This window comes from Candidatus Endomicrobiellum trichonymphae (assembly GCF_002355835.1).
GTDB lineage: Bacteria > Elusimicrobiota > Endomicrobiia > Endomicrobiales > Endomicrobiaceae > Endomicrobiellum > Endomicrobiellum trichonymphae.
Genome location: NZ_AP017461.1, coordinates 1 through 5,752, shown reverse-complemented (window position 1 = coordinate 5,752; position 5,752 = coordinate 1). Strand labels below are relative to the sequence as shown.

Sequence of the window (5,752 nt, the reverse complement as noted above, 5' to 3'; positions counted from 1 at the left end):
TTCTATCTCTCCTTGTCTTTAATAGTAGTAATAGATATAGAGAGTATATCGTCGCATTGATTTTTCAATCATTTCTTTAAAAAAATATCATTTACCAACACATAAAGCAAGCAAAAAAAAGAGCCTGCATTTCTGCAAGCTTTTTCATAATTTATAACTTAATAATTAATTGAGTTTATCTTGAGACGCAGTCTCTCTAGTGAAGCAGGAGCAAGCGTAGACGATGGAAATTACCAATACCAAGACCACTTAGCATTCGTAGGCGTCGGAGTAGGAATAGGCGTCGGAGTAGGAGTAGGCGTCGGAGTAGGAGTAGGCGTCGGAGCAGGCTCTGAAGCTGAATTATTAGAAGTTGAAACATCATCTTTATTTTTAAAAATGCCTGTTATAACCTTACTCTGACAGCCAGACAAGAACACAAACAACATTAAAATCACAGCGAATATTTTCATTACAATCATATTAGCATTTAATCTTTTTTTTAGCAACTTTTTTATTAATTATTTTTAAAGCTTTTTGAACAGTTCTAGAACTTCTAAACGGATTGTTAATAGGAAATGCATTTTCTATGGGTTTATATTTATTATTAGTTTTTTTCATAAGAATATCCCTCGTTTTGATTTATCCTTACCTATTAAACAAATATTTTTTAAACATAATATTAATCATTAAAATCAACCGTCATTATTGGCAACAGGCACATCAGGCATAGCAAAATGCTGAACATTATAAAACAGCAACAGCGGCAACCTACTATATTATGGGCAGGAATATTTGTAGCAAAACAGCGGCAATATCAACAGCGGCAACATCAACAATAACAGGCGCAATCGCACCAAAACGAAACCGCTCGGCAACAACAGAACGCTCAATAAGCGATAATTCAGCTCCGTTAATCAATTTTTTATCCGATTTCAATCCAGTAACAGCATCAGGCAAAACAGCATTGTTATCAGCAACTACACTACGACGATAACAAGAACACAATAAAAAAGAGCCAAATAAATACACAGCAAGAACCAACAATACCAAGCCAAAAACATTAAGAGATTTTTTCAATCTCTTTTCAAGTTTTGGTGCGTCAGCAGTATGACGCATATCGTTTTCATAATAGTCGGTTTCTTTTTTATATTCCACTTAATATCCTTAAACTAATTAATATTTTATCATAGATTTTTTCAAAGACAGAATGTTAGACAATGTTTAATATGACTATTTTTACTTTTAGATTTGAGTTTTTTAAAGGCAGGCTTTTAAGAGAGGAAAGACAAGCACGGAGCTTCGCTCCTCTTATGCTTCGCATTCTATGTCCTGCTAACGTTTACTACTTTTTATTTTTTACGGAATTTTACTCTAACAACAAGAGCACATTGTACAACAAATACAACCTAAAACGATTAAGTCCGCTGTAAGTAATCCCAATAAGAAAAAACCCATTCGATTGTCATATAATTCCCATAGGTTTTGCCAATTTTCTTTTTCCAACTCTTCTTGAACTTCTATTGCTTTTTCCAACTCTTCTTGAACTTCTATTAATTTTTCCTTTTTTTCTTTCAACTCTTTTTGGATTTTCGCCAACTCTGATTTTAATTCTGATACAACTTCGCTTTTTTCAGTAATTGCGGTGTTTAACAATGCTTGTTTTTTACCACAACTACACAAAAGCAACGACAAAACAATAATATTGCATACAAAATTTTTATTAATTATTTTTAAAGCCTTTTGAACAGTTCTAGAACTTCTAAACGGATTTTTAATAGGAAATATATTTATCTTTATCATAAGAATATCTCTCATTTTAATTTATTTAAAACATTATCATAGTTTTTCTGCTAGTTCTAATAGTTGTCGTGCTTGTTGTTCTTGTTGTTGTACTTGTTCTGCTTGTTCTTGTTGTTGTACTTGTTCTGCTAGTTGTTGTGCTTGTCGTTGTTGTACTAGTTCTGCTAGTCGTTGTGCTTGTCGTTGTTGTCGTTGTTGTCGTTGCTGTAGTTGTTGTACTTGTCCTGCTAGTAGTTGTTGTGCTTGTCGTTGTTGTACTAGTTCTGCTAGTTGTTGTGCTTGTCGTTGTTGTCGTTGTTGTCGTTGTTGTACTAGTTCTGCTAGTTGTTGTTGTTGTACTTGTTCTGCTAGTTGTTGTGCTTGTTGCAATAATTGTTGTATTAATCGATTTTGGTACTCTAAGTATTCTATTTGCAGAAATGGCATTGCTTGGTGTTCTCGAAAGTGTCGGCGTAAGTTATTTATTCGTAGTTGTAATAGGTCTTGCCGTTCTTGTGCTAAAAGCAGTCTTTCTTGTAATTGTCGTTGTAGTAGTTGTTCTTGTGCTTGTGGTTCTTGTAATAGTAGTTGTTCTTGTAGTTGGTATAGTTGGTTTAGTTGGAACTTGAACTTGGGCTTGATTTTCCTGAACTGCTGGAACTTGAACTTGAGCTTGATTTTCCTGAACTGCTGGAACTTGAACTTGAGCTTGATTTTCCTGAACTGCTGGAACTTGAACTTGAGCTTGATTTTCCTGAACTGCTGGAACTTGAACTTACTGCTGGAACTTGAACTTGAGCTTGATTTTCCTGAACTGCTGGAACTTGAACTTGGGCTTGATTTTCCTGAACTGCTTGGGGAACATAAAAGTAATTAACTGCGCAAACATTTGGTTGTCCACCCCAAAATCCTATCGCACCTATAACTACCGCACTCGCTAATACTATACCTGAAATACTTCCTTTATGATCCCATAACCATCCTCTTAAATCTTTTCCATTCGCTTCGCTGGACGATTTGTGTTGACTACTATCGCCATTATTATCGCCACCGTTATCACCATTTGGATTATCGCCATTATTATCGCCACCGTTATCACCATTTGGATTATCGCCATTATTATCGCCACCGTTATCACCATTTGGATTATCGACATTATTCTCTATTTTTTTTAAATCTGACTCTTTTTCTTTCTGCTTTTCAATTATTCCACTATTATCGCTTTTTATAATATCGCCTGTCGGCTGGTCGGCAGAAGCGTCAGTATTCTGATTGCCTCTTAGCTTGCTTTTAAGATTTTCACAGCCTGTCAAAAACAGAACAATCGTTAAATATACGCATAAAGCTTTTTTCAATTTCATTTTTTTTCTTTAAACTTTCCAGATATTTTTTTGCGTGTCTCTTAAGGTAAGTTTGTATAACAAAGCAGATAGGTTTTATTCGGGTCTATTTTTTGGGCTGAATTTTTTTCACTTTTTTTCTTAATCTTTTTTTCATTTTATTTTCTGTCAGCTAGCATATAGTATATCAAGTTTATACTGTTTCGTTTTCTGCTGAAAACGATTAAGGAAGTAATTATTATTTTGTTTTTTTACGGCTCTTTTTGAAACCACGTAGCATATATGTATATCAAGTTAGATGTGTCGCTCACTTCGTTCGCTTTTACTGTTTTTTTGCCGTCTGCTTTAAGACAGCTTTTGACTATTTATACATCACAGACGTTATCTAAATGTCGTGCAAGCCTATAAATATATAATAAATTTTTAAGCATATTTACAAACAGCGACTAAGCATTATCATAATGTCTTAGCTTTTTACGCTTTCATAAACTATCGTTATTATTTTGTTGTCAGTCAGCCAATTGCATATCAAGTAGTGCAATTGGGAAACGCCTATGATATTTAATCATAGGCTTATATTATTTTAGAGATTAGATTTTAAAGACAGACTGGAACGCATTTTATTGCGTTTTTCAAGTACTAGTATTAGACAATCAGTTATCGCCTTTTAGAGACTTTCCAATATTTTTTTACCAATCTTTTACATTTTAAAATATAAGTTTTTTTTCCACATTTTTTCACAACAATCAAAAACGATGTGGACAGCGTGCTAATACAATTCAAGTCTTTATACGCACGCTTTATCGCTGGCTTTAGTTTTAGCCAGCTCTTTTTAACGGACTTGCAGTCCGTCTAACGGATGTAAATCCGTTTTTTTAGCTTTTACAAGCTTTTCAAGGCTTATCACAGTCGTTTAGCCTTTTTTTATTTTTTTAATTTATTTTATTTAAGGCTTTAGACTATATGATAATGCCTTATTTTGGCACAATATTGACATATTTTGACATTTTAAGACGTTTTTACTGGTATATAGCCAGAGAACGTCTGTTTTGCGTTATTAAAGGCACCAGCGTGCCTTTAACGCAGTTTTTACGATTTTTAATCGTTTTTTTTACGTTTTAACAGTAAACAGAATAGATTTTAAAGACAAGACAATATATAAGCGGGAATACCGCTGCTTCTACTGAACAGCCTCAAGGGTGTTCCAGAGAACGTCAACGACAACAGATTTTTTTCATTATTTTTTAAAGACAAGATTTTAGACAATGTTTAATATGACTATTTTTACTTTTAGATTTGAGCTTTTTTTAAAGGCAGGCTTTTAAGAAAGAAAAGACAAGGACAGGCACGGAGCTTCGCTCCTCTTATGCTTCGCATTCTATGTTAGTTCTATTAGTTTATATTACAACTGATATTTTTACTTTTGTTTTTATTAAAGACAAGGCAACGGCAAGGTATTACATAATTACTTTTTGGCAGAAAGAGAAAAGGAAAAGAGAAAGATATTTTCTCTTAATACACTCCGTTTACTCTTACTAACGTTAACCAATCTTTAGAGCCTATCCGCCAGAGCCTAAGAAGCCTGCATTATTCAACAGTCTCCGACTTAGGTTGACACTCGCCTTATAACTACTTTTCGGCATTACATAGCACAGAAACGCTAAGGTACTACATAACATCAAGATTATACATATACGAAGCAAAAAAGACAAGTAGCGTTTCTAGGTTACTTGTCTTTATGCTTTACCATCTAAGGCAATTTTGAAGTTTAAATATATGAATTGACTAACTTATTATAACATAATTTTACAATTAACTTCAGATTGTTAAGAGACTATCAGACGCCTCTTCAGTTTCTTCAACTTATTATTCATAGCATTTATTTTATAAACAACAACACTGCCAAGAGCAAGAGCAGCGCCAACGACATACTTGCACAGACTTTCAAAACTAGCATTAAGTTCATCGTAACGTTTTTGGCAATCATTATATTTATTGGCTATTGCGTTCTTTTCCGCATGGCAATCCTTTAACTTATCGCGCTGACCAAAAAAAATACCTGCTTCCACATTCTGCACAAAAAATATAGATACTAATAACAATAACACAAACATTTTTTTCATTATTTTAACTCCTAAATATTATTCCCACGTTGAGGAACAATTCTATTGCCTAATTCAACAGGCCTCCTATAATCATTAATGTCAAAATCCTTCCCAAAAAAAGAGTATCCAGCAAACATAACAGTTGCCAAAAAAAATAAAGTGCTTATAGCAAGAAAACAATTACAAGCAGTGAACATATCTGAAAAATAATAAACATCAGGTATCTTAATTTCCTCAATTTCCTCAGGGACAGGGATATTAGTTATTGGTTTTTTATAACAGCCAGAAAACATTAAAAAAACAACTAACAATATAATTGTTTTTTTCATTTTTTTTACCCTAAAATCTTACAACATAAGAGAATATATTTTTTCCATTAATATTTTTATAAATCACACTAAGCTTTTCCGCCTTATCAAGTCCAGAAATGTTTTTACATATCTGAACTTCTTCCAACATTTGTTTTACAAGCTCATCATTAAGTTTAGAAAACAAACATCCACTCATCATTAACGCCAAACCACAAAATACTATTACCTTTTTCAT

The 5,752-nt window shown here is 33.2% G+C and carries 9 protein-coding genes; 1 reads left to right on the top strand and 8 read right to left on the bottom strand.

Going from position 1 to position 5,752, the window contains the following annotated elements:
- Nucleotides 1–230: 230 nt before the first annotated feature.
- The 4 genes from RSTT_RS06310 to RSTT_RS05795 form a co-directional block, all read right to left on the bottom strand.
- Entirely contained in the window at nucleotides 231–428 is a 198-nt protein-coding gene (locus RSTT_RS06310; RefSeq protein ID WP_172412901.1) for a hypothetical protein, read from the bottom strand.
- A gap of 34 nt (nucleotides 429–462) precedes the next feature.
- Complete coding sequence (locus tag RSTT_RS06305) at nucleotides 463–600, bottom strand: hypothetical protein (RefSeq protein ID WP_172412903.1); 138 nt, start codon at nucleotides 598–600, stop codon at nucleotides 463–465.
- A 153-nt stretch (nucleotides 601–753) separates the two neighbouring features.
- Nucleotides 754–1,137 carry a hypothetical protein gene (locus RSTT_RS05800; protein WP_096526039.1) on the bottom strand — a complete coding sequence of 128 codons (384 nt, stop codon included), beginning with the start codon at nucleotides 1,135–1,137 and terminating at the stop codon, nucleotides 754–756.
- Nucleotides 1,138–1,353: 216 nt separating this feature from the next.
- Nucleotides 1,354–1,782 carry a hypothetical protein gene (locus tag RSTT_RS05795; protein ID WP_149030068.1) on the bottom strand — a complete coding sequence of 143 codons (429 nt, stop codon included), beginning with the start codon at nucleotides 1,780–1,782 and terminating at the stop codon, nucleotides 1,354–1,356.
- A gap of 68 nt (nucleotides 1,783–1,850) precedes the next feature.
- Here RSTT_RS05795 and RSTT_RS06320 point away from each other — a divergent pair, with 68 nt between their 5' ends.
- Complete coding sequence (locus tag RSTT_RS06320) at nucleotides 1,851–2,390, top strand: hypothetical protein (RefSeq protein ID WP_186330526.1); 540 nt, start codon at nucleotides 1,851–1,853, stop codon at nucleotides 2,388–2,390.
- Here the strand turns inward: RSTT_RS06320 and RSTT_RS06300 are convergent.
- From RSTT_RS06300 to RSTT_RS05770, 4 genes are all read right to left on the bottom strand, one after another.
- Nucleotides 2,376–3,122, bottom strand: a complete 747-nt coding sequence (locus RSTT_RS06300; RefSeq protein WP_172412902.1) for a hypothetical protein — start codon at nucleotides 3,120–3,122, stop codon at nucleotides 2,376–2,378. The two genes, RSTT_RS06320 and RSTT_RS06300, sit on opposite strands and share 15 nt — an antisense overlap.
- A gap of 1,805 nt (nucleotides 3,123–4,927) precedes the next feature.
- Nucleotides 4,928–5,224, bottom strand: a complete 297-nt coding sequence (locus RSTT_RS05780) for a hypothetical protein (protein WP_096526037.1) — start codon at nucleotides 5,222–5,224, stop codon at nucleotides 4,928–4,930.
- Between the two features lie 11 nt (nucleotides 5,225–5,235).
- On the bottom strand, nucleotides 5,236–5,535 hold the full coding sequence (locus RSTT_RS05775; protein WP_096526036.1) for a hypothetical protein: 300 nt from the start codon (nucleotides 5,533–5,535) through the stop codon (nucleotides 5,236–5,238).
- A gap of 10 nt (nucleotides 5,536–5,545) precedes the next feature.
- Entirely contained in the window at nucleotides 5,546–5,752 is a 207-nt protein-coding gene (locus RSTT_RS05770; RefSeq protein ID WP_096526035.1) for a hypothetical protein, read from the bottom strand.